A 21,771-nucleotide genomic window follows, 5' to 3' on the forward strand; every position below is an offset into this window, starting at 1 on the left:
GTCTAAGGTTCTTTAAACTTTTAATAATTAAGCAATCTCGTTGATCCTGATTTTAGTAAAATGGGTACGGTGACCGATCTTCTTTCTGAAACCCTTGCGGCGTTTCATTTTAAAGGCTATCACCTTATCCCCTTGTACATGACCGAGGATCTCTGCTTTGATCACTGATTTTACATCAGTACCCACAGTCAGCTGGGTGTCATTGTTTAACAGCAACACTTCAGAGAATTCTACTTTATCTCCAACGTTGCCATTCAATTGCTGAACAAAGATCTCCTGATCTTTTTGCACCTTGAATTGCTGACCTGATATTTTAACAACTGCGAACATAGTTATCCAAAAATAATTTCGGCAAAGGTAACCTTTACTTTTTAATCAACAAAAGTTTTTCCTACATTTTATGTACTCCCATGCTGAAAAGTTCAGTGGAAGTACACAATAATATCACCAAAGATACGGACTTTTTACAATTTTAGATTTTTTTAACAATTGTTTGTAATTGTTTGCCAGGGCCCCCGAATACATCGTTGCTCCGACATACCACCGTCCCCATTTAAATAAAGGCTAAACTCCCCGTGCAATGCGTCACAATTTTTATACTTTTGTTTTTTACCTTAAATAACAAAACTACAGCGGCATGAAGTTTAAAGCACTGCTGGCCAAGCCTTTTGCTTCTTATATCTCAGGAAAGATCAAGAAGGAAATGATGCGGGCGGTAGAAGATCAGGGAGCTATCTGGCAAGATTTGATCAAAACTGGCAGGAAGACTGAATTCGGTAGCGAACATGGTTTTAATGCCATCAATACCTACGAAGAATATAAGCAGGCTGTACCCATCAGGGATTACGAACAGTACCGGCCATATATAGACAGGATCAAACAAGGCAAGCATAATGTATTATGGAAGGGGCAACCCATCTACTTTGCCAAAACATCCGGAACGACGAGCGGCGTTAAGTATATACCTATTTCAAAAGATTCCATCTCCAACCATATGGACACTGCCCGCAATGCGCTGCTGTGTTACATGGCGGAGACCGGCAATACCGCCTTCGCCGACGGTAAACTCATTTTCCTCTCGGGTTCACCCGAACTGGAGCGTATCGGGGACATACCCACGGGCAGGCTCAGTGGCATTGTGAACCATCACGTGCCGAAGTACCTGCGTACCAACCAGCTGCCCTCCTACGAAACGAATTGCATCGACGACTGGGAAACAAAGCTGGGTAAAATCGTGGATGAAACCATCGACCAGAACATGACGCTCATCAGCGGCATACCACCATGGATGCAGATGTATTTCGACGAATTGATCGAACGCAGCGGCAAAAAGGTAGGCGAACTGTTTAAGAACCTGAGCGTTCTGGCCCATGGCGGCGTAAACTTTGAGCCCTATAAGGCCAAACTCTTCGACGCTATCGGTCGCCCGATCCACACCGTGGAAACATTCCCTGCCTCCGAAGGCTTTTTTGCCTTCCGGGACACACAAACCCAGGAAGGCTTACTGCTGAACACCAACAGCGGCATCTTTTTTGAATTTGTGCCGGCCGGCGAGATATTTAATGAAAATCCGACCCGCTTATCGCTTAAAGACGTGAAAGTCGGCGAAAACTACGCCCTGATCATCAACAGCAATGCAGGTATGTGGGCGTATAACATTGGCGATACTGTTAAATTTGTATCGACCAACCCATACAGGCTCGTAGTAACCGGTCGTACCAAACACTTCATCTCCGCCTTTGGCGAGCACGTAATTGGTGAAGAAGTGGAACACAGCCTGATGACGGTAGCCGAGCAGGAAAATGTACGGATCACCGAATTTACCGTGGCCCCGCGCATACAGACCGACGGAGAACTGCCCTATCATGAATGGTTCGTGGAGTTTGAAAATGCGCCGGACAATGTGGAAGCGTTCGCGAAAAAGGTGGACGATGCCATGCGCCGGAAAAACATTTATTATAACGACCTGCTTACCGGCAGCATTCTGCAAACGCTGAAAATAAGGCCGGTAAAAAAAAACGGGTTTATAGAATACATGAAATCGATCGGCAGACTGGGTGGTCAGAATAAGGTACCGCGCCTTAGTAACGATCGTAAAATCGCCGAAGGCCTGGCACCCTTTCTTTTCTAATATAAACGTAACCGGCGTTCATCGATAAAAAGACACCGGCAGGAAAACTTAAAACAGCAAACCATATAACGAGCGTCCATTCTCGTTTTGATAAACACACCATGAGGAAGAAACGTATTGGTATTTTCGGGTCTACCGGCTCCATCGGCAAACAAGCCCCGGACGTGATTGCCGCCCACCCGGAAAAGTTTGAAGTAGAAGTGCTGACCGCGCAGAATAATTCAGAACTGCTGATAGAGCAGGCTTTGAAGTTCCGCCCCAATGCCGTTGTAATCGGAGACGAAAGCAAGTACACCGAAGTGAAGGACGTACTGTTCGACAAAGGTGTAAAGGTATTTGCGGGCGCCAAAGCGATGGTAGAAGTAGCGTCATGGAATACTATTGACATGATGCTGGCTGCCATTGTCGGTTTTGCCGGACTGGCCCCTACGCTTTCGGCCATCGAACAAGGTACCCCGGTGGCGCTGGCCAACAAAGAAACACTGGTAGTGGCGGGCGACATTGTGATGGCGACCGCAAGGCGCAAAAATGTGCCGGTCATTCCCGTGGATTCGGAGCATGCCGCCATTTTTCAATGCCTGATCGGAGAGCCGGGCAACTGCGTGGAAAAAGTGATTTTAACCGCGTCGGGCGGACCGTTCCTTGGCAAGAAGCCTAACTATCTTATCAACGTAAAGAAAGATCATGCCCTGCAACACCCCAACTGGAGCATGGGCGCTAAAATAACGATCGATTCCGCTACCCTCATGAATAAGGGTCTGGAGATGATCGAAGCCCGCTGGCTGTTTAACCTGCACCCGGACCAGATAGACGTGATCGTGCATCCGCAGTCGATCATCCACTCGATGGTGCAGTTTACCGACGGTTCCATGAAAGCGCAGATGGGCTTACCGGACATGAAGCTGCCGATCCAGTATGCAATGGGTTTCCCGGAGCGGCTGCCGAACGCTTTTCCCCGTTTTCAGTTTAAAAACTACCCGGCCCTTACCTTTGAGGCGCCCGATACCAAAACCTTCCGCAACCTGGCCATTGCCATCGAGGCGCTGAAGACAGGCGGCAACGCCCCTGTGTGATGAACGCCGCCAACGAAGAAGTGGTAAACGCTTTCCTGCGCAACCGCATCGGCTTTTTGCAGATGACCGAGGTAATTGAAGAAACACTTGCCAAAGTGCCGTTCCAGGCCAAACCTTCCCTGAAGGATTATTATCATACTGACGCCCTGGCGCGGGACTACGCTGCATCTTTGATCAACCGCATGGGTTAAGAAAGCGTGTACAAACTTTAACCATTCACAAAAAGCATTACCTTAACAAGGTATTTAACACAAATAAATGGCAACAGAAATACTGGTGAAGGCCGGACAGCTGATATTATCACTGTCAATATTAGTAGTACTTCACGAAATGGGACACTTTATCCCTGCTAAACTTTTCAAGACAAGAGTAGAAAAGTTCTACCTGTTTTTTGATCCCTGGTTTTCGCTTTTCAAATTTAAGAAAGGAGAAACCGAGTACGGTATAGGCTGGCTGCCACTGGGCGGTTATGTAAAAATATCGGGCATGATCGATGAGAGCATGGACAAAGAACAAATGTCGAAACCGCCCGAGCCGCATGAATTCCGCTCTAAACCAGCCTGGCAACGCCTGATCATCATGATTGGCGGAGTTACGGTAAACCTTATACTCGGTTTTCTTATTTATACTTTGATTTTGTGGCATTGGGGCGAAACCTACCTGCCGACTAAAAACGTAAAATACGGTATCGCTACTGATTCTGTAGCCCAGAACATCGGTCTGCGCGACGGTGATAAAATTTTGTCTGTCGACGGCAAGTTTATCGAAAACTTCGCCAGCATTCCCGGCGAGCTGATTCTCCGCGAGGCCAAAAGCATCCAGGTAGATCGTGATGGCCAGCAGGTAAACATTGCGATTCCGGAAGGCTTTATCGCCCAGCTGATCGAGAAAAAGGAGAAGTATTCGGCATTCGCCTGCCTTCGGTGGTAGACAGCACGGACGGCGAGAACCTTGCAGGTACCAAAGCGGGTTTGAAACCCGGCGACAGGGTCCTGACGGTAAACAATCAACCTGCGGACTACCAGCACCTGATGGCGCGTGAGCTGATGAAGGATACCGGCAAAACCGTAGAAATCACCGTATTGCGTGGCGCCGACACAGTGCATAGCGAGGTAACCGTACCTGCTGCCGGCGAAACCAAAGGCAGACTGGGCGTGTTTCTGCGCAGTGGTCCCAAAGTATTCGACCTGTCTAAAAAGACTTACACATTTGGCGAGGCGATCCCTGCCGGCTTTAATAAAGCGGTAGGCAAACTCGTGGACTACGTGAAGCAACTGCGCCTGATCTTCGTATCAAAAGAAGTGAAAGTAACCGAGTCCCTCGGCGGATTTGGCTCTATCGGCAAATTGTTCCCGTCTGAGTGGGACTGGCAGAGCTTCTGGCAGTTAACTGCGCTGCTGTCGATCATCCTAGCATTCATGAACATCTTACCTATCCCCGCACTGGATGGAGGGCACGTACTGTTTTTGATTTATGAGATTATCACGGGCCGTAAACCTGGCGATAAATTCATGGAATATGCACAGATCGTGGGTATGGTAATCCTGTTCGGCCTCCTGCTGTTCGCCAACGGCCTCGACGTATGGCGTTGGGTACGCGACCTGTTTTAAACAAGTACTTCCGGGCAGTAGTGATTTTCAACTGTCCGGAAGTTTATATATCTTTGCATCCCCGGGGCTGACCGGTTTTGACAGCATAGGTCTTTGAAAGTGTAAGCATGTCGTGCGTTGGATAATTAGCACGTAAATCTGAATACCCAAATTTCAAATGGCGAATCTAACTACGCCATGGCTGCCTAATTAAATTAGCGCACCCATTATAGCCGCCGGAGTTGCTGCCCACTACGACTCCCGCCGCCGAATCAAACCATAGAGGGATAAGCGCATATGGTTTCTGTGAGTATGCGATGAAAAACTAAACGGATACGGATTGGGTTGGTTTGTTTTGCCCCTGCCTGATTCCGACAAAGCAATGCAGAAATAAACATGTAGAAAGCTTTCGGAGGATGTGTTTGGACGCGGGTTCGACTCCCGCCAGCTCCACTAAAGGGCGATCTTAGCAGATCGCCCTTTTTTATTCTAATAATGCGCAGATGGCAAGAACATTCGTATTAGGCGATATACACGGCGCACACCGCGCTTTACAGCAGGTATTGGACAGATCCGGCTTTAATTATGATAGCGACACCCTTATTCAACTGGGCGACATTACGGACGGTTGGACGGGCGTATACGCCTGCGTGGAAGAACTGCTGAAAGTAAAGCACCTCGTCGTGCTAAAAGGCAATCACGATATTTATTTCCAGGAATTTCTCAATACCGGCATCCACACAAAAAACTGGAAAGGTGGCGAAGCTACGCTTTTGTCCTATGCGCGTTTAATACAGCAGGATGTAGATATGCAAAGTATCCTCTCCGGCTTTCGTATACCACCGGACGATGTTCCATTATCTCACCGGGAGTTCTTCACCAAGAAACAACAACTATATTACATTGATGAAGAGCGCCGTCTCTTTGTTCATGCGGGCTTTAAACGGCATCAACCAATCGATGGTCAGCCACAGGAAAAGCTTTGCTGGGACAGGAAGCTATGGATGCAGGCACTATCCTGCGAAAGTGCTGCCAGGGGCATGCCTGCAGGAAGTGTTAAACTGAAAATTCATGACGGTTTCACTGAAGTTTTTATCGGGCACACTCCCACCATTATCTGGAAAAAAGATACCCCTATGAAAGCCGCTAATATCTGGAACCCGGACACAGGCGCCGGATGGAATGGTAAATTGACCATGATGGACGTAGCTACCAAAGCCTTTTGGCAGTCAGACAAGGTAACGGAACTTTATCCCGATGAACCCGGGCGGATGGGAAGCTGACTATGCCCATGACATGCGGCACATTACCTCACTCTCAGAATTATAAGTAACCTGCATACCCAAAAACAAAAAGGCAACCATCCGGATAACCCAGACAGTTGCCTATTCATCGTCACACTTTCCGGCTAGGGAAGTAATACCTGGTCTATGACATGTATTACACCGTTTGTAGTAACCATGTTTGCAGCCGTTACATTTGATGCTGTAGTATTCTTATTGCCTTTCACTTTCGCTCCGCCGGTTAATGTTATCGCTACGGTACCACCGTTAAGTGTAGCAGGTTTCGCTCCTTCCGTGAGGTCGCTGGAAAACACGCGGCCAGACACCACATGGTAAGTCAGGATGCTGGTAAGTACGGCAGGATCTGCTGCCTGTATAGCCGCTGCGTTCGCAAAGCCCGCGTTGATAAATGCCTGGTTGGTTGGCGCAAAAACAGTCAGGGGACCTGCACCGGACAACACCTGTGCTACATTTGTGCTGCCCTGGCTGGCCCTCAACACAGCAGCCACTAACAGGCTGAAGTTCGGGTTGCCCTGCGCTACTTCCACAATATTACCGCTGGGCGGCATCAGGACCGTATTGATCACATGTATTACGCCATTGCTCGCCATCAGGTCTGCCTGCGTAACCATTGCACCATTGACATATACCCCGGAAGCGTTTTTAGTAACAAAAATGTTGGCTTCATTCACCGTTTTCACAGGCGTATTGCTCGCCATCGCAATTGCCGATGCAGTCACTTTTTGATTCAATACGTGATACAGTAATATTTTCTTCAGGGTTTCAGCAGGTACGGCCTTGATTTTAGCCTCTGTATCAAAACCCGCCGCTACAAAAGCAGCATTGTTAGGCGCGAACACGGTAAAGGGTCCCTGGCCGGATAAGACAGTTGTAAGTCCGGCATGCACCAGCGCCGTTTCCAGTAAGGAGAAGTCATTGTTTGTTGTAACGATAGCAGTGATTGTGGAATCTTTCGTGTTATTATCATCATCCTTGCTGCAGGAGGTGAAAAACACAGATACTGCCGCCGCACAGGCCAGTACGGTCTTAGACATTGCTAATTTGAAGTTAATCATAACGATAGTTTTATTTTGTACCAATGTCAACACAAAATCAATACCAAAAGGTACACAAGTGAACTAAATAACGACAATAGGCAGGATAAATCTTGTAAAACAAGTCCATTTTTGTACTATTTTAGCACATAAGTTTCCTAAAAGTTGATTATGAAATACGAACTGATTATTGATATTATCCGGCTGGTTGACACATTTGAGGCGGATATTACAGATGAAAAGGCGGATTTACAGCAATTCGGGCAATGGTTAAATCAATACCTGAAGCAAAGAAGGCTGGCGGGCAGATGAGGCAGACTGGGAAGGAAAATCCACAGGCCGCTCGGCAGACAGTGTCATCAACACTACGCTGGTACATCTTTATAGATATGCAAAATTGCAGGCAAAGGCTGCTATCGCCGGCACCAGTTTTTCCACGCCCGACGACTTCATTTACCTGATCAACCTCGCGGTGCATGGCAGCATGAGCAAAACAGCGCTGATAAGGCGAAACGTTCACGAAAAATCAGCTGGTATGCAAATCGTGAAAAGGCTGATCGACAATGGCCTGGTGGAACAAACGGCTTCCGGCCAGGATAAACGTAACCGTACATTGCACATCACAGAAAAAGGAACGGATTTACTCGAAGCTAATATGGATAATATCCGACAGGCATCCAGAAACGTGACTGCGCCCCTCACCGACCAGGAAAAGACGGAGCTGATCCGGCTGCTTGCCAAATTGGAACAGTACCATGAAGGCAGGTGGCGTGGACAGGAATAAGAGGTCCCGTTTTCAGCAGGAATATACAGATCAGTCTCAGCAAGAGAAGATTAACAACAGGCTGGGGTATGGAAGATGCATAATACATCCTATATGGATCCTATATGCTTCCTATATCCCCCTCAGCACCAGCAACGCTTTCAGCGAACAAGCATATAGGAAGCATATAGGATCCATACAGGATCACCGGCGTTCCTTTACCGCAAGCACGCAATGATACATACAACACAGTAATAAGACCATTACAGCGCCCCATTGCGCCCCCGCGGCATCAGAAGCCACCCCCATCAATAAGGGGAAAATAGCCCCGCCGGAAACACCCATAATCAACAATCCCGATACTTCATTGGAACGCTCGGGCTTCCGTTGTAGGGCAAATGAGAAAAGTATAGAAAAGATATTGGCACAGGCAAAGCCCGCCAGCGCCACCGCGGTATAGATAGCTGTCGTACTGGAAACAAACAGTAAAAGCACCACCGCCGCCATTGCCGCAAAAGACGACACCACGTAAAAGGGCCTTGCCGACCACTTCGCCAGCATGATCGCCCCCAGGAACGTACCCACGGTTTTAAATACGAAGTAAACACTCGCAATATACCCCGACTCCTGCAGCGACACCCCCGCCCTTTCCATCAGTATTCTTGGTGCGGAAACATTTAGTCCCACATCGATACCTACCAGGGTAAGGATGCCGAGAAAGTAAAGAAAAATACTGCTATCGCCCAGTAAGGCAAAGCATTCGCGGATGGTAGATGTATTTTCTTTGCGATTATCTTCCTGAAGCGGCGTGGCGGTAAGCCATAAAAATGATAACAGGGTCACGCCTGCGAACACCGGGAACAGGTACTGCCAGTTGCTGAAAAACTTCACCGCGAAGGCAGCGATAATCGGCCCGAGGAAAGAGGATATTGCCTTGATGAACTGACCGGCCGTAAGGCTGCTCGTCAGTTTATCCTTGCTGACCACATTTGTCAGTAATGGGTTCAAAGCCACCTGCAGCAGTGTATTACCGATACCCAGCAAGGCAAAGGCGGCCAGCACTACCGGCAGGGAATAAGATAACATCGGCACCAGCAGTCCTACACCCGTTATCACCATGCTCAGCTGCACCGTGCGTTTACGGCCAATGCGGTTCATCAGCATGCCGGTTGGCACAGAGAATATCAGGAACCAGAGGAAAACGGCCATCGGCAGCAGGTTCGACAGCGTATCCGACAATCCGAAATCGTTCTTTACATAGTTGGTTGCAATGCCCACCACGTCCACAAAGCCCATGATAAAAAATCCGAACAGTATAGGCGCCAGTTGTAGTACGCTTGTTTTAGGTTGCTGGGTCATAAGTTTTTATTTTAGTTTGAGCTGCGCCATGCGGGCGTAAATCTCCGCAATACAGGCTTCATCCAGCAGCCACTTCGGTTTGCCGGTGTTGTCGCGCGCCTCGCTCCAGTCGTGGTTCAGTAAGCCATGCGGATCTTTGTTGTTCCAGGCATGATCTACTTTAGATATGATCGCTTTAAGATACTTCGGGTCTTTATTCACTGCATAATACGCTACATACCCGCGGAACAATACTGTGGCAAACCATGGCAGATCACAGAATGCACTGCGCATACCTTCCTGCGGGCGACCGAAATATTGATAGGCAGATGCTGCCGTCTGCGTAGCATGCTGATAGTATTTTTATCCCCGGTAAAAGCATATAACATCATCGCCGCTTCCAGCATCGATCCTGTGTTATACGTATAGTAAACCGGGTTGATCTTGCCGGTAGCCGTTTTGATATCGTTTACATACAAGCCGGCCGAATCACGCAAATGTGTATACATCCAGTCGTAAAAGCGGATGCCCTGTTGCAGGTAATACGGATCACGGCCTGCTTTATAGATCTTCAATGCCGCCAGCGTGGCCATCCCGTTACTGCAGGCCGGCTTCTGATCGCCATGGCCTTCCAGCCAGGTAACGCCGCCGCCAAGGGTATCGGTCCAGCCGCTCATAATGAAGGTAAATACTTCTTTGGCGTCTTTTAAATATATTGGATCGCCGGTATTTTCATACGCCTCCGCATAATCGATCGCGACCAGGCCGTTGTCGTCATAGTAGCGGTCTACCCGCTCAAACTTTGCGGGATAGGCCTGGTATCCGGCCGGTGCCCGCGTAGTATCGCGGTATTGCCGCATGCCCGCCATCACCGAGTCGAGATACGGCCGGTACTTGTTACCCGGGAACCGCATCAATATATTCGTAGCAGATACGATCCCGCTTAAAGGCCACAGGTAACTGACGGCTTTCGACTGCACATTACCATCCTGCATGTAGGTCAGCGAATCTTTATGCTGCTGCGGATAATATTCCGAAAACAATCCATGCTCCGGCACGCGGTACAACGTCCATACACGGGTAAACATTTCTTCCGCCCTGCGCTGGTATTCACGTGCAGACTGCGCAGCGGCAGACAGCAACAGCACACTCAATATCGAAGTGAATAACAATTTCTTCATAACGCCGGTTGATGAAGGGCCCGCCGAAACGGGCCCGCATCTTTATTTTTCTTTTTCCAGATAGATATCCTCGCATAAATCTCCACCATCGCTACCTGCGTCAGCAGCGAATGGTACCTGCCCAGGTCGGAGCCCGACCAGTCTTCATAAAACTGGCGCGTATCGGGCAGGCGGGCATGGTCCCACGCATAATCCACGTTAGCCACCAGCGTATCGATATAAGCCGTGTTAGCATCCACTGTATTCAGCTCCAGGTAACCACGCAGCAGCACCGCTGTAAACCAGGGATCGTTTGCTGTATAAAAGCGCCCCTGGTTAGCCACGTTCCGCGTAAATATGTTATACGCACCCTGTGCCCAGGCCTTCGCGTCGGCCAGGTAAGCCTGGTCGCCGGTGATCTTGAACAACAATGCAGCGTTCTGTATCATCGCGCCGGAGTTGTACGTCCACTTTGCATAGTTGATCGCGCCGGTTTTAATCGACACTGAGTTCCAGAAGCCCTTGTCAACGGGATCGAGCATATACTGTTTTACCCAGGCATACCAGCGTTTCGCGGAGGTTAAATACATCTCCTGTTTTTCCTGCTGATACAATTGCAGCGCCAGCGTTGCAGAAAGCGCGGTCACGTTGGTGGCCTTCATATAGTCGGGGTGATCGGGATTGTTTAACACCCCTCGTTCCAATACAGTCCACCACCCGCTTCCGGGCTTTCACCCGAAGCACAGAAGGTGTAACACAGTTTCGCATTGGTCAGCAACTGCTGATCGCCTGTCAGGTGAAATGCTTCCAGCATATCGATACCGGTAATCGCATTATCGTCATAAAAACGATCGGCCAGACCTTCGGTAACGGGCGACGACTGGTAAGCCGCCGGCGTTCTCGAAACATCTTTATACCCTTCCATACCGGCCAGCGTACTATTGTAATAGCCCTGCACCGCATCATCGGTATATCCCATCTGCTTTAATAAGGTAGCGCCGGTAAACATTGCCGAATACGGCCACAAATAAGCATACCGTGGATCACCGGGTTGAGTGGGATAGCTTTCCTTTACGTACACGCTGCCGTTTACGCCATAGTATTTGTAAATATCTTCCAGCACCTGGCGTGACTTCATTTTGTAAGTCATTTCGGTAGACGTGGTATCGCCGGGTACGATCACCGGTGAATCCTCACGCACCTTGTAACACCCGGTCATGAAAACTGCCGCTGCGGCTATTGATAAGATGAATAGTCTCATGTGAAAACCTTTAATGGTGATACAATTAGTGCACGGTCAGTTTGTAATTATAATCCGCCGCGGCATTCATTTGCAGGGTAAAGTCCCCTGTTTTGCCATCGGAGCCCGCAGGATACTTATAGGTAAAATCCCACTGCGAATTATCTACCGGTACAATGCTGTAGTAAGCTGCCGGTGTATTAGCATCAGGTGGCGTAGAGTTAGATTGATTTACGCTGCCGTAATACTGTACACCCGCGGTACCACCTGCATCTGCCGTCAGGAACTGGAATTTAAAACGGTCATCTTTCCAGCTGCCGAAATCGTAGTAAGCGATCGGTATGTTAGTGCTTTTCCAGGTGCCGTTACCCGCATAAGCAAGGGTGCCAATCGTTTTATTATAGGCAGATGCAAATACACCTACACCCGTGATCTCTGTCATCTCTGCAGCAGCATTGGCGAAATCAAGGCGAATACGATAGATTTTTTCTGCCGCCTGCTGGTTATCGCCACCTTCCGCCAGGCGGGTTCCCTGGATGGAATAGGTAACAGGTGTGCCGTTGTTGCGGTCTACAAACTGGAAAGCGCCGGCTTTCAAACGCGTGAAGATCTCGAACACACCGTCTGCATTCAGGCGCATTGGCTGTGCATTTGCCAGGTCGGCACCACCTTCGGTAGCCGCACCGGTAATGAATACGCTGGAAGGAATCTCTGTAAAGCCGGAAGGTCTTTCGACTACGATCGTCCTCGATGCCTCCGCTTTCTTTTCATTCAAACCTTTGCTGGCGATTACCGTCCACTGCAGCGAACCGGAGGTCGAAGGCTGAATACCCGCTTTGCTCGCAATGCTGTTCAGTATTTTATGCGATAACGACAGCGCATTCTGTACACCGTTACCGTTAGAAGCGATGGTATAAATCGGACGCTGGAAATCACCGCCCAGCGTATCGAAAGCCACTTCATACATCACCAGGCTGCCATCTTCCGCTCTTGCCGGGCTCCATTCGAAGCTCACCACCGCAGTGGTAGCGGGCTGCAGTTTCAGGTACTTACCCACTTCCGGGTAATAAAGTTCCTTCACGGTAGAAATATTGCTGTTGATGGATTTCTCTTTTTCGCAGGATGCGAAGCCAGTGATAGCCAACGTTGCGGCCAGTATGCTATATATTTTGAGTTTGATGTTGTGTATCATGATCATACTTTTTTCAATATGGAATAGTGGAATGTTACCAGTTTGGATTGTTGGGCAGCAGGTTTTTGTTCATCTCAATGTCTGCCTGCGGCACCGGCCACAAGTAGTGTTTCGCTGCATTAAACACGCGGCGGTCGGCCACTATGTTGCTATTTCCTACTTTCATGCCGTAGAGCACACCGTTCATCACGGTTTCTGCTATTCTCCAGCGACGAATATCAAACACACGCTGACTTTCCAGCGCCAGTTCACTTCTGCGCTCGCGGCGTACAATGTCGATCAAACCTGCATTACCCACACCCGCGTAGTTCGCGAAATTAAGGGCAGCCGGATCGGTAAAGCCTGCACGCTCACGGATAGCGCGGATCGTTTTGTTCCAGGTCGCTTCGTCCAGCTGGTTCTGCATTGCCTTCGCCTCTGCGTACATCAGCAGCACATCGGCATAACGGATCAGTATCAGGTTCAAACCGGAATTATTGTTACCATCCGCCGTACGGTCATAGTACTTGCGGAAGTAATAACCTGTCTTGGAGGCATCAGATTTATCTACCGCATTATCGCCGGTACCGGGCGCTGTACTGATCGTGATCGTCTCTCCTTTTTTGGTGATAAATGAAGAACCATCATGAATGATCGTGGCTTCCAGGCGCGGATCACGATTGGCGTAAGGCGTTGTTTCGTTATAACCGGAACCGGTTTCAGTAATGGCTTTACCATTCGTCATGATGAAATTATCCACCAATGACTGCGATGGCGCCATGCCCGTGATCAGCTGTCCTTCGGTAAATGGCAGGAAGAAACGCTGCATGGAATGCGTACGTTGTACCGGCACAAATTCCAGGTTCAGGATCACTTCACTGTTATTCTCATTTTCGGGCTGGAATATCCCGCTAAAGGAAGGGAACAAGGTATAAGTACCATAAGTCCCCGCCATGATCTGTTCCAGCAACGTAGCGGCATCGGCCCATTTGCTGTCGTACAGCAGTATCTGCGCTTTCAGGGCAGCAGCTGCACCGCGGGTGATGCGGCCTTTGTCAGACTCCGCATACTCGTTTTTTAACGGCAGGGCAGGCATGATTTCGTCCAGCTCCGTCTTCATGTAGGCCACTACATCTGCTTTGGGCGACCGCGCGATCTGGAAACTTTCGTCGTACGAAATCTCGTTCTTGATAAGTGCCACATCTCCATACCAATTTGTTAAATGGAAGTAATGGTAGGCGCGGATAAAACGTGCCTCTGCGAGGTAACGCGCTTTCAGTCCCGCTTCCAGGTTGGGCACTTTATCGATGTTGGCCAGTAGGTTATTTACATTACGGATACCGCCATAATGGAAAGCCCACTCTCCCGCCACGCGATTCGTACGGCCATCGTACGAACCCGCTGCGATCAGCTGCGCCTGTCCTCCGTTCACGGAGCTGGAGCTGAAAGCGTTATCACTCAGGCTTTCATTAAAGAAGTAATAGTCGGCCGAATACATACCGGCGTAAGCATTGTTGAGGCTCTGCTCCGCCGCTTCCGGCTTCTGCCAGAAGGTAAGGTCGGTGTCCTGGTAAGAAGGCCCCAGGTCGAGGTCCTTACAGCCTGCTGCACCCAGCAGCAGGACGCCCAGCACTATCGAACAATATTTTCTAATCCTCATATATCGATCATTTAAACGTGGTTAAAAGTTAATGTCCAGACCCACTGCCCAAACTTTCTGTACCGGGTAAATACGGCCGCTGGTAGCGCTGCTGAGTGCATTCAGGTTCAGCGTACTGTTAAACTCCGTCAGCTCCGGGTCCATACCGTTCTTCATGCTGGTCAGCGTGAGCAGGTTCTGCCCCGTTACGTATACCCTTACTTTCTGCAGCTTCGCCTGTTTGGTGAGCGATGCCGGCAGGGTGTAACCCAGCTGCGCATTCTTTAAACGGGCATACGCCGCGTTTTCCAGCCAGAAGGTAGAGTTCACATTGTTGTTTGCCGACGCCGTACCAATGGTCAGGCGCGGGTAATCCGCGTTCGGGTTGTTGGGTGTCCAGCGATCGAGGTGCTGTGAGTACACGTTATCCCAGTTATTATGGAACGCCTCAACACCTTCACCGCGCAGGTACACATTACGTTTACCCACACCCGGACGAAGATGCTCGCATCAAAGCCATTCCAGTTTACGGCATAGTTAAAGCCGTAAGTGTAACGCGGGAAAGGATTGCCCATGATAAAACGGTCGTTGTTATCGATCACGCCGTCTTTGTTACGATCCACGTATTTGATATCGCCGGGTTTCACATCGTTCACGAATGTTGGTCTCGGACTGTTTTTAATATCATCCGGCGTCTGGTAAAAGCCATCTGCCTGGTAACCGTAGTAAGAACTGATCGGGAAACCTTCGCGGTTAATGTACGTTACATCACCCTCCTGGATAAATGTTCTGCCTTTGAAATCCACGATCTCGTTCAGGTTGTCCGCTATGTTCGCACCGATAATATGTTCTACTTTACCGGTTGTAGCACGGTAGTTCACGGCCAGTTCGAAACCCTGGTTCCTGATTTTACCCGCGTTCTGGAAAGCCGGTGTAGCACCATACAGTCCAGGCGCTGGTAACTGCAGCAGGATGTTGTCCGTCATCTTATGGAAGTAGTCGTAGCTCACCGTCAGGCGGTTATTCAGCAGCGACAGATCAAAACCGATATTGGTAGAGTTGGCAGATTCCCAGGTAATTACCGGGTTGCCCACGGCAAAGGATGAACCCGGCTGCGGCAGGTTGTTAAAGCCGTACATATTGCTCACCGTCGTAAACACGTTCAGGTAACCGTAGTTGGAAATGATCTGCTGGTTGCCGAGTTGTCCCCATGAACCACGCAGCTTCAGGTCGCCGATCTTTTTCAGCGGCGCCATAAATTCCTCGTCGGTAATACGCCATGCAGCGGAGAACGATGGGAAGAACGCGCCACGATTACCTTTCGCAAAGCGGCTTGACGCGTCATAGCGGAAGTTGAATTCCACATAATACTTATTATCGAACGCATAGTTCAAACGACCGAAAGCAGAATTCAATGCCCATTGGTCAATGCGCGTATCATAGGTATCGTTAAAGCCTCTCAGCGTTTGGGTACCTGCATAGAATCACCTGTTACATTGTCTACGTTGATGCGGCGCGACTGGCGGTATTCATTTTTCCAGCCCTCAGTGGCATAACCGAGCAGCGCTTTCACTTCATGTTTCTGGTTAAAAGTCTGTTCGTAATTCAACAGCGCACGGAAGTTATCCTGCACACTTTTTGAATGGTTCATGCTGCGCGCGCTCTGGTTATCGGAACCGGAATACGGCGCGTAGTCAATCGACTTGCGGAACTCGTCCATGTTGTTCACGCGTACATCCGCACCATACACCACCTTGGCAGATAAATGTTTGGTAAGCGCATATTCCGCGTTGGCCATGTAGTTGTAGCTGTCGTTGTTATATAACCGGCGACCACCCTTTTCCAGCTGTGCCAGCGGGTTATTGGAGGCAGTAGGCGCCAGGAAGTAATGACCGGCGGTATCTTTTATCGGGTAAATGCGTGGAATACGGATGGCCGTAGAAACCAGCCAGTCGGAGTAATAGGCATGCTCGCGGATCTTCTGTTTAGCATAAGCAAAATTGCCGCCCAGCTTCAGTTTACCAAGGGTAGTACTGAGGTTGGCGCGGGCATTGTAGCGCTGGTAGCCGTAATCCGGACCGCGGTACAAACTGTTCTGATCGAGGTAACCGCCGGATACCAGGTAAGTCACCTTACCGATGGCGCCATTTACGCCGAGGTTGTGGTTCTGCTGCAATGCAGACGGACGCATTACTTCATCCATCCACCATTTTTCAGAACCTCTTTCGCCCTGCTCGCGGATTTGTTGCGGAGAGAACTGTGCGTTCTGACCGGAGTTCACCAGCGCTTCGTTTTTGAGCTGCATGTACTCCACACCGCTCACGGGTTTAATGAGGAAGGTAGGCGCCTGTGCACCAAACATCCCATTGTAGGTGATGCGCGGTATCTTGTTCAGCTTACCCGATTTAGTGGTCACGAGAATAACGCCATTGGCCGCGCGGGAGCCGTAGATCGCAGACGAAGCCGCATCTTTCAGCACGCTCACACTTTCAATATCATTCGGGTTGATGAGTTCCAGCGAACCGGGTACACCATCGATCAATACGAGCGGACTACTGTTATTCACGGTGCTTACACCACGCACATTGATGTTCATGGCGGCGCCGGGCTCGGTTGCATTCTGCTGGATGATCAGGTTAGGTGCGGCGCCCTGTAACGCCTGCATGGCATTGGCTACAGGTTTACCTTCCAGGTCTTTGGAGGTCACAACGCTCACCGCGCCGGTAAGGCTGGTGCGCTTTTGCGTGCCGTACCCCACCACTACCACGTCGGTTAAGTTATTGGCCGCCACCTTTAGGGTGATGGTCATCGCGCCTGTGCCTACCGCAACTTCGCGACCGGTGTACCCGAGTGAACTAAATACCGGGAACTGGTTGGTACCGGCAGGAACATTTAAAGAGAAAGTACCCTCGGCGGTAGTCGCAGTGCCGATGTTGGTGCCTTTCAGCGATACCGATACACCAGGTATCGGTTCCTTGAAACTTCATCCGTAACGCGGCCGGTTACAGTACGGGAATTTTGTGCGTACGCGCCATTGGCCATGCCCAGTAACAGCAGTAGTGCCATCATCAGGCGGCCATTTTTTTGCAGTAGCCTTGCTGCAATAACGTGGCAATAAGCTAACATAAGCCTTTCATTTTTGTTTGATGAAATGTGGAATGTATTATCGAATATCCGCGGCCTTAAAAGGCGGCTGGTTGGTCAGACAGGTCATACTCCAGTTTGCCTCCTTTCGTTAATTCGCTGAACGGAATAGCGTTGCGCTGCAGTTTTTTACCATTGAATGCCGGGCGATGTAAATAGATATTGGTCGCGCTGTTGTTGCGGGTCACAATCTCTACCTGATCACCTTTATAATATTTCTTATTCAGTTTGATGGTTACTTTATCAAAGATGGATGAACCGATCTGCATCTCCGGCTGCGCCGCTGCGCCGCCCTGCACATCGAACAAACCGATGGCGCTCAATACGTACCAGGCGCCCAGTTGTCCCTGGTCTTCATCCTGTCCGTAACCATAACCATGCACACCTTCCGTTCCGTAAAATTCATTACAGATAGCTCTTACCCATTTTTGCGTAAGATGTGGTTTGCCGGAGTAGTTAAACATCCGGGGCATTTGCAGGCAGGGCTGGTTGCCATGGTTGTATGGCGCAGCCAGACCGGCAAACGCATCGATTGTATTGCCACCACCGAAAATGGTTTTCTGTGCAGCGGTGAAGATGCTGTCCAGGCGTTTATTAAATTCCGCTTTACCCATTTTAGCGATCAGTCCCTGTGGATCATGCGGTACATAAAACGAATATTGTCCTGCATTACCTTCCTGGAATCCGCGCCAGGGTTCTGTCGGATTAAAATTGTCTACGAACTTGCCGTTTGCATAACGGGGACGCATGTATTTCGAGTTATTATCGAAGATGTTCTTCCAGCTGCCGGACATTTTCAGCAACGTGTTGTAATCGTTCTTCTTACCCAATTTCTTTGCCCACTGCGCCACGGCATATGCACTGAAAGAATATTCCAGTGTATGCGAACCGGAGAAGCACCACTCTCCCGCTTTCGGATCAATGTGATCTACATAGCCATACTTGCGGAAGCGCTCCACATCTTCCTTACCGGCGCCATCGGGTCTGTTTTCAAAACCGATTTCATTTTTCAATGATGCCGCATAAGCGTTGGCCACATCAAAGTCGCGGATGCCATAGTTATACGCGCCTGCCATTACAAGGCCCACGAAATTGGTACCTACACCGGAAACATATTTGCTCGAAGCGATGCCATCGCCCAGCCAGCCGGCGTCGTTGTATACGAGCAGCTGGCTGCTTACGAAGTCGGAGTAATACTCAGGATAAGCCAATGCCCAAAGTGGCGTGAGGTTCCAGTAGGCGCCCCATACAGCATCCGTGTTATAATGGTTGTGTTTCGGTTTACCGTCAGCATTTAAAGGAATTTGTCCTGCACCGCCAGTGTTCTTCGGGTAAGCTCCATTCACATCGCTGGCAAGTCCCCGGCCTAATACCGCGTGGTACAAACCAGTATAAAACTTCGTAAGATCCGCCTTGGTACCGCCCGTTGCATTAATACGGCCCAGGTAATCGTTCCACTGCTGGCGCGACTGCGTCCTGGCCTGTTCAAAGCTTAGGGAAGCCGCTTCTGCCTGCATGTTCTTACGGGCATTTTCGATAGAAGTGTACGACAAACCCAGTTTAACCGTCACCGCTTCATTGTTGGTGGTGGAGAAGGTGAGGTACATCCCTGCCCCCTGCCCCTTGATATCCCTGGCGCCGGCAGTTTGCGCAGCACCGCGGAACGTACCGTAGGCAGCAGGCTTTTTATCTGTCACAGCCGAAAAGTACATGGCCACTTCCGCGCCACGCTGGTACTTCTGCACATACGAAGGCAAGGTGATCACATACCCTTCGATACGGCCGTCGGGTGTCATGTATACCTGCGCATCTTTCACTTCGCCGCTTTCGCCCTGCTTGTTCCCGATATCGAAAAGAATATGCGAATCGGTACCGGCTGGGAAAGTGAACCGCTGAAAAGCCACACGGGGCGTAGCGGTCACTTCTGCTTTAATGCCGTAACGTTTCAGCAATACCGAGTAGTAACCCGCGGTGGCATGTTCATCTGCACGATCGAACGCGGAGCGGTAGCCAGACATGGAATCTTCCAGTACGCCGGGCACAGTTACCAGTGTGCCTTTTGTTGGCATCAGCGAAACACCGCCTACCTGGAACTCATGAAAATTGGGGAACCCTTCAATGGAAGTATGCCGGTAATCGTAGCCCACTGCTTCCCAGCCGTTCGGGTTACCGTAATGTCCGTTCGTGGAGGGACCCGGTTTCGCCATACCAAACGGATAGGCGCCGGGAGCAAAGTGGAACCAGCGGCAATGCGCCGTTCCTATCAATGGATCTACATAACCTGCCAGCTCTTCCTGCTGTTGCGCACTAACCCGGGATGTTGCTGCCAGCAACAATACCCAGAGTATCCATTTTCCTTTTTCATACGTACAATTCTTTTGTGTGATAAACGATCCTGCTGTTATTTCAAAAACGCCTTTACCACTTTCGCGGTAGCGGCTCCTTCATTGATAATTTTATAGGCGCCCGCCGCTGCCGGTATCGCAAACGTCTCCGCATAATTGTAACGGTGACGGCTTCCATTGGCGGTTTCCACGAGCACCGACGTGCCTTCTACCAGCATCAGCACATGGCATTTACCTTCGGTTTGCACATCGATGGTAGTATCGAATTCCATGCGATGGATATCGTAAAAATGTTCTGCATGCGTGGGTACATGCACCAGCTGCCAATCCGCACCGGATGCGATCACGCTTTGTTTGGAGATCAGCTCTTCCTGCACCTTCGCGCCCTTGCGGCTGAAGTCGAGGTTCTTGAACGCGTGATCGATGTTGATCGGCCTGGGTTTGCCGTTAAGATCCAGCCTTACCCAGTCGTACATTTTAAATGTGAAGATGTACGGCGTAGCACTGATCTCGAGCACCAGGTTATCTTTCCCGGAACTGTGCACGGTGCCGTTCGGAATCAGGAACAGTTCGTGCTTGCGCGCTTCGTGCACCTGTACATATTTTTCTATATCGATAGGCTTATTCGCTGCCACGCTCTCTTCCAGCGCCTGGCGGAAAGTAACGGGATCAATATCGTCCTGGAAACCCAGGTACACCTTCGCACCCGGACGGCAGTCCAGCATGTAGTAGGTTTCATCCTGCGTGATGTTTTCGCCAAAGTGCTCCCGGATGTACTGCAAACGCGGGTGACATTGAATAGACAGGTTACCGCCATCGAACGTATCGAGGAAATCGAAGCGGATCGGGAACTCAATACCGAAACGCTGCTCATCTTTCTGTCCTAATACTTGTGCTGCGTTTTTCATCATGAGCCAGTCGAACGCAATTTCCAGCAGTTGTCCGTCGCTTTCGAATACCAGCCCGTTTTCAGGTACAATCATTTCGAACGACCAGGCATAGTTCACTTCTTCCTTATTGAGCCCCGGAATCTTTTCCTTCATCCAGTCGCCTCCCCATGCACCGGCTTCAAACCAGGGGCGCACCCGGAAAGCGTTCGTGGCCAGTTGCTGTAGACCTGCGCTCACAGCCGCCTGCGTAGACCAGGTCAGCTGATCTTTCCACTGCCCGTCCGCAATAATTTCAATAGCCGGCAGTATCTGTTGCTTGTGTGCATTTAACACCACCCAGTCAACAAAGTAAAAACGCTTGTACGTTTCCGGATTATCGTCGCGCTGCTCCTTCCCAAGGTTGTTGGCGGTACCGGCGCGCATGCGGTATTGCAGTTCGTTCTTTGGCAGATCGATGTATACTACCGGCGCTTTAAGCCCCGTAAGCGCGGCACCCACACCAATAATAAGGGTGATACCTTCGGCTGCGGGCTGTATATTTTTCAGCTTGTCGGCTTCAAAAAATCTTCCAGTTTGATGGTGGCGCGTTTGCCCCACACACTGCCTTTTTCACCGAGGAATGGCGCTACCAGCGCTTCTATTGCTGCTGATGATTTCATCAGTGAAGCCGTATATATTACGTTCACCGTTACGCCTGCTGCCACCAGCTCGCGTTCCAGCGAAGCGCCGATGTATTCCCAGTCGTTACCAATGTAACCGTCTACCAGTATTACCGGTTGTCCCATCATCCAGTTAGCCAGGCTCGCATAACCGCAATGAATATTGCCCGCACCCAGGCTGGCAAAAGGATAGATGTCGTATACACCTGCCGGTGTAAGCTGTTTCTCCGCCGCAGATGCAGGCATCAGGGGTTGACTTGTCTTTCTCCAATTCATGATCGTATTCATTTT

General features: G+C 49.9%; 20 protein-coding genes, 1 other RNA gene and 2 pseudogenes. 8 read left to right on the forward strand and 15 right to left on the reverse strand.

Annotated features, from left to right (window positions below):
• Positions 1 to 27: 27 nt before the first annotated feature.
• The gene (gene rplU, locus MKQ70_RS17890) at positions 28 to 330 is read right to left on the reverse strand and encodes a 50S ribosomal protein L21 (RefSeq protein WP_282456584.1); all 303 of its coding nucleotides are present in this window, start codon (positions 328 to 330) and stop codon (positions 28 to 30) included.
• 307 nt (positions 331 to 637) lie between these two features.
• On the opposite strand from rplU, the gene MKQ70_RS17895 reads away from it, so the two are divergent.
• The 6 genes and pseudogenes from MKQ70_RS17895 (at position 638) to MKQ70_RS17920 (ending at position 6,076) form a co-directional block, all read left to right on the forward strand.
• On the forward strand, positions 638 to 2,131 hold the full coding sequence (locus tag MKQ70_RS17895) for a GH3 auxin-responsive promoter family protein (protein WP_248073053.1): 1,494 nt from the start codon (positions 638 to 640) through the stop codon (positions 2,129 to 2,131).
• 101 nt (positions 2,132 to 2,232) lie between these two features.
• Positions 2,233 to 3,395, forward strand: a pseudogene (locus MKQ70_RS17900) (1-deoxy-D-xylulose-5-phosphate reductoisomerase).
• A gap of 67 nt (positions 3,396 to 3,462) precedes the next feature.
• Complete coding sequence (locus MKQ70_RS17905; protein ID WP_248073055.1) at positions 3,463 to 4,134, forward strand: M50 family metallopeptidase; 672 nt, start codon at positions 3,463 to 3,465, stop codon at positions 4,132 to 4,134.
• Positions 4,128 to 4,814 carry a site-2 protease family protein gene (locus tag MKQ70_RS17910; protein ID WP_248073058.1) on the forward strand — a complete coding sequence of 229 codons (687 nt, stop codon included), beginning with the start codon at positions 4,128 to 4,130 and terminating at the stop codon, positions 4,812 to 4,814. The genes MKQ70_RS17905 and MKQ70_RS17910 overlap by 7 nt, the downstream gene beginning before the upstream one ends.
• Positions 4,815 to 4,877: 63 nt before the next feature.
• Positions 4,878 to 5,249, forward strand: a transfer-messenger RNA (tmRNA) gene (ssrA, locus tag MKQ70_RS17915).
• 47 nt (positions 5,250 to 5,296) lie between these two features.
• A complete protein-coding gene (locus MKQ70_RS17920) occupies positions 5,297 to 6,076 on the forward strand; it encodes a metallophosphoesterase (protein WP_248073061.1) in 780 nt (259 codons plus the stop codon).
• Between the two features lie 125 nt (positions 6,077 to 6,201).
• On the opposite strand, the gene MKQ70_RS17925 is transcribed toward MKQ70_RS17920, so the two are convergent.
• On the reverse strand, positions 6,202 to 7,152 hold the full coding sequence (locus MKQ70_RS17925) for a fasciclin domain-containing protein (RefSeq protein WP_248073064.1): 951 nt from the start codon (positions 7,150 to 7,152) through the stop codon (positions 6,202 to 6,204).
• A 150-nt stretch (positions 7,153 to 7,302) separates the two neighbouring features.
• On the opposite strand from MKQ70_RS17925, the gene MKQ70_RS17930 reads away from it, so the two are divergent.
• Entirely contained in the window at positions 7,303 to 7,443 is a 141-nt protein-coding gene (locus tag MKQ70_RS17930; protein WP_248073066.1) for a hypothetical protein, read from the forward strand.
• Positions 7,444 to 7,528: 85 nt separating this feature from the next.
• On the forward strand, positions 7,529 to 7,915 hold the full coding sequence (locus MKQ70_RS17935; protein WP_248073068.1) for a MarR family winged helix-turn-helix transcriptional regulator: 387 nt from the start codon (positions 7,529 to 7,531) through the stop codon (positions 7,913 to 7,915).
• A 183-nt stretch (positions 7,916 to 8,098) separates the two neighbouring features.
• Here MKQ70_RS17935 and MKQ70_RS17940 read toward each other — a convergent pair whose 3' ends face one another.
• The 13 genes and pseudogenes from MKQ70_RS17940 to MKQ70_RS17995 form a co-directional block, all read right to left on the reverse strand.
• The gene (locus MKQ70_RS17940; protein ID WP_248073071.1) at positions 8,099 to 9,253 is read right to left on the reverse strand and encodes an MFS transporter; all 1,155 of its coding nucleotides are present in this window, start codon (positions 9,251 to 9,253) and stop codon (positions 8,099 to 8,101) included.
• A 6-nt stretch (positions 9,254 to 9,259) separates the two neighbouring features.
• A complete protein-coding gene (locus MKQ70_RS17945; RefSeq protein ID WP_248073073.1) occupies positions 9,260 to 9,454 on the reverse strand; it encodes a hypothetical protein in 195 nt (64 codons plus the stop codon).
• Positions 9,455 to 9,465: 11 nt separating this feature from the next.
• Entirely contained in the window at positions 9,466 to 10,413 is a 948-nt protein-coding gene (locus MKQ70_RS17950; protein WP_248073075.1) for a glycoside hydrolase family 76 protein, read from the reverse strand.
• Positions 10,410 to 11,054 (reverse strand): glycoside hydrolase family 76 protein, encoded by a 645-nt coding sequence (locus tag MKQ70_RS17955; RefSeq protein WP_248073077.1) that lies wholly within the window; start codon positions 11,052 to 11,054, stop codon positions 10,410 to 10,412. The genes MKQ70_RS17950 and MKQ70_RS17955 overlap by 4 nt, the downstream gene beginning before the upstream one ends.
• Positions 11,055 to 11,077: 23 nt before the next feature.
• Positions 11,078 to 11,653, reverse strand: a complete 576-nt coding sequence (locus MKQ70_RS17960) for a hypothetical protein (RefSeq protein ID WP_248073078.1) — start codon at positions 11,651 to 11,653, stop codon at positions 11,078 to 11,080.
• 25 nt (positions 11,654 to 11,678) lie between these two features.
• Positions 11,679 to 12,824 (reverse strand): SusE domain-containing protein, encoded by a 1,146-nt coding sequence (locus MKQ70_RS17965; protein WP_248073079.1) that lies wholly within the window; start codon positions 12,822 to 12,824, stop codon positions 11,679 to 11,681.
• A gap of 34 nt (positions 12,825 to 12,858) precedes the next feature.
• On the reverse strand, positions 12,859 to 14,436 hold the full coding sequence (locus tag MKQ70_RS17970) for a RagB/SusD family nutrient uptake outer membrane protein (RefSeq protein ID WP_248073081.1): 1,578 nt from the start codon (positions 14,434 to 14,436) through the stop codon (positions 12,859 to 12,861).
• Positions 14,437 to 14,484: 48 nt separating this feature from the next.
• Positions 14,485 to 14,865: a hypothetical protein gene (locus MKQ70_RS17975; RefSeq protein ID WP_248073083.1), complete on the reverse strand. Its 381-nt coding sequence runs from the start codon at positions 14,863 to 14,865 to the stop codon at positions 14,485 to 14,487.
• A complete protein-coding gene (locus tag MKQ70_RS17980) occupies positions 14,802 to 15,905 on the reverse strand; it encodes a TonB-dependent receptor domain-containing protein (protein ID WP_282457411.1) in 1,104 nt (367 codons plus the stop codon). The genes MKQ70_RS17975 and MKQ70_RS17980 overlap by 64 nt, the downstream gene beginning before the upstream one ends.
• Positions 15,902 to 17,410, reverse strand: a complete 1,509-nt coding sequence (locus MKQ70_RS17985; RefSeq protein WP_308199490.1) for a SusC/RagA family TonB-linked outer membrane protein — start codon at positions 17,408 to 17,410, stop codon at positions 15,902 to 15,904. The genes MKQ70_RS17980 and MKQ70_RS17985 overlap by 4 nt, the downstream gene beginning before the upstream one ends.
• Positions 17,386 to 17,511, reverse strand: coding sequence for a hypothetical protein (locus tag MKQ70_RS38765; RefSeq protein WP_282456585.1), 126 nt, complete (start codon positions 17,509 to 17,511; stop codon positions 17,386 to 17,388). The genes MKQ70_RS17985 and MKQ70_RS38765 overlap by 25 nt, the downstream gene beginning before the upstream one ends.
• A 113-nt stretch (positions 17,512 to 17,624) precedes the next feature.
• Positions 17,625 to 19,922, reverse strand: a complete 2,298-nt coding sequence (locus MKQ70_RS17990) for a GH92 family glycosyl hydrolase (protein ID WP_248073088.1) — start codon at positions 19,920 to 19,922, stop codon at positions 17,625 to 17,627.
• Between the two features lie 65 nt (positions 19,923 to 19,987).
• Positions 19,988 to 21,768, reverse strand: a pseudogene (locus MKQ70_RS17995) (class I mannose-6-phosphate isomerase).
• Positions 21,769 to 21,771 lie beyond the last annotated feature (3 nt).

The organism is Chitinophaga sedimenti (genome assembly GCF_023156195.1).
Lineage (GTDB): Bacteria > Bacteroidota > Bacteroidia > Chitinophagales > Chitinophagaceae > Chitinophaga > Chitinophaga sedimenti.